Origin of the sequence: Winogradskyella maritima, assembly GCF_042650215.1 — a bacterium.
GTDB classification, from domain to species: domain Bacteria; phylum Bacteroidota; class Bacteroidia; order Flavobacteriales; family Flavobacteriaceae; genus Winogradskyella; species Winogradskyella maritima.
Map to the genome: position 1 here is coordinate 1 of NZ_JBHSAT010000016.1, position 2,262 is coordinate 2,262.

At 44.2% G+C, this 2,262-nt stretch carries 1 protein-coding gene; it reads right to left on the bottom strand.

What is annotated here, in order from left to right; translation table 11 throughout:
- The coding region (locus ACFOSX_RS10935) for a hypothetical protein (protein WP_386100751.1) at positions 1 to 2,262 on the bottom strand (2,262 nt) is incomplete at both ends.

Sequence of the window (2,262 nt, forward strand, 5' to 3'; positions counted from 1 at the left end):
CTAGGGTGAACTCCGGCATAGGGATCGCCGTTGGGTTGCAACCTAGGTCGCCGCCCTCCACCGAGCTGGTGATTACTGGCTTGTCCGTATCAACTATCCATGTATACGTTACGCTTACTTCGTCGGCAGGATTTCCACAATTGTCATTTACGTTCGCTGTCCAGGTCTGGCTGTATAAGCATCCTTCAATACTCACGGCTCCTTCGACTACATCCACAGCACCTACGCCACAGTTATCGCTAGCACTAAATGTCGGTGCTACTATGTCATTTGGGTTGCACGCTCCTTCTGGATTTTCGTTGCTAACAACGCTGATCAACGGGATTTCTGTATCTGCAGTAACCGTAAATCTTGCAACATCCTGGAGTTGCTCACACAAATCACTTGCATTATAAACTACATCTACAAATCCACCACATGCAGGAGGCGCAGAATACGTTTCTTCAAAACTACCACTAGCTCCTTCAGATCCCGGAGTGAAACCAAAACTATCTAAGAAATCTTGGAATGCAGAATTTACTGCTTCCTGAGTCAGACAAGATCCTAGGGTTTCATCTTGAACATCTGTTATTTCTAACATTGGAGGTTGAGAAATAGTGACTTCTATAGAGAGTGTACAGCTATCGCCATCATTACCTCCAGGCGCAGTAGCTGTGACTGTATATGTACCTACATCAAATGTAGATTGTCCACTTAAGTCTGTATCATCTCCACCATTTAAAGTAATAGTAACAGTAGCTCCTTCACTAACATTGGATACTTCTATGGTACCATCTGCTTCATCAAAACAAGTCACATCTGTTGCAACTGCTTCCAGTGTAACTGCGATTGGTTCTTCAATCGTAATTTCTGTAGATGAAGTACATACTATATCAGAATTTCCAGCTGAAGAGCTCGCTGTGATTGTATAGGTGCCTGGACCAAACTCAGTTTGATCACTTAAGTCTGTATCATCTCCACCATTTAAGGTGATAGTATAAGAGTCTGAATTTGTTTCAACCTCTATTGTACCATCTGCTTGACCATTGCAACTCACATTTGTTGCAGTAGCAGATAATATAGGGTTAGCAAATACCGTAAATTGTGCAATGGAACTAGCTACTGAAATACAACCGTCATCAGTTGCAATTCTTACTAAATAAGAATATTCACCCGGTTCAGTTGGTGATGCTGGAGGACCTGGTAACTGCACAGCTTCCCCATCAACAATTTCAAACCAAACTATGGTACCACCAGGAACAGTAGTTGACGCAAAGCCTTCTAATGTAGCTGCTGGTGGATTGCCTTCACAATAGTTTGTAGGTGTTACAATTGGTGCTTCATTTGTTCCAATCGGCGTAATCGTAATTGATCCTTCTGCCATACATCCAGCGGTGATATCTTCAATAGTTGCTTGAACGTCTGTAATTTTTACTGTGTATGTACCTGGAACCGAAGTATCAAATTCTGCAACATTACCTGGGTCTGAAACTCCGTCTGGAACTGTCCACTCATACGTATAATCCGTGTCATCATCCTCTGCCGGATCTGGGTTTGCTGTAATTGTAGTGGATTCTCCGATACATAGTTCTGGTGCATCTGCTGTAACTGTAACAGTAGGATTTTCTAATACAGTGATAAGTATTTCGGCAGAGTCACTCACGCAACCTGCTTCATCTGTGACAAATACATTTAATAAATATTCTCCAACTGGTGCACCACTAAAAGTAGGCGCTCCTATAGTAGTATCGCTAATATATTGAGTAAACTCAGGTGGCCCCCAGGTGAATGTATATTGTCCCGTTCCTCCAATGCCTTGAGCGGCTAACTGTAATACACCACCCTCACAAACTGCAATGTCACAAATAATTTTGACCATTACTGGTGGACTAACCGTTACAGTAGCTTCCGCACTGTTGGTACATCCATTGTTATCAGTATATTCATAGGTTATTGTATAATCACCTTCAGCCAAACCCGTCGAGTCGAAAGTGCTCCCAGAGACACCCATTCCGGAGAACGTGCCACCTAACGGGCTTCCAACCAAGTCAACACTGTCGCCTGCACAAACAGAAGCGTTGTCAGCTGTTACATCAGGAAGGGCATTGACCGTTACAGTAGCTTCCGCACTGTTGGTACATCCATTGTCATCAGTGTATTCATAGGTAACCGTATAGTCGCCCGATCCCAAGCCTGCCGAGTCGAAAGTGCTCCCGGAGACTCCCGTTCCGGAGAACGTGCCGCCTAATGGGCTTCCAACCAAGCCAACACTGTCGCCTGCAC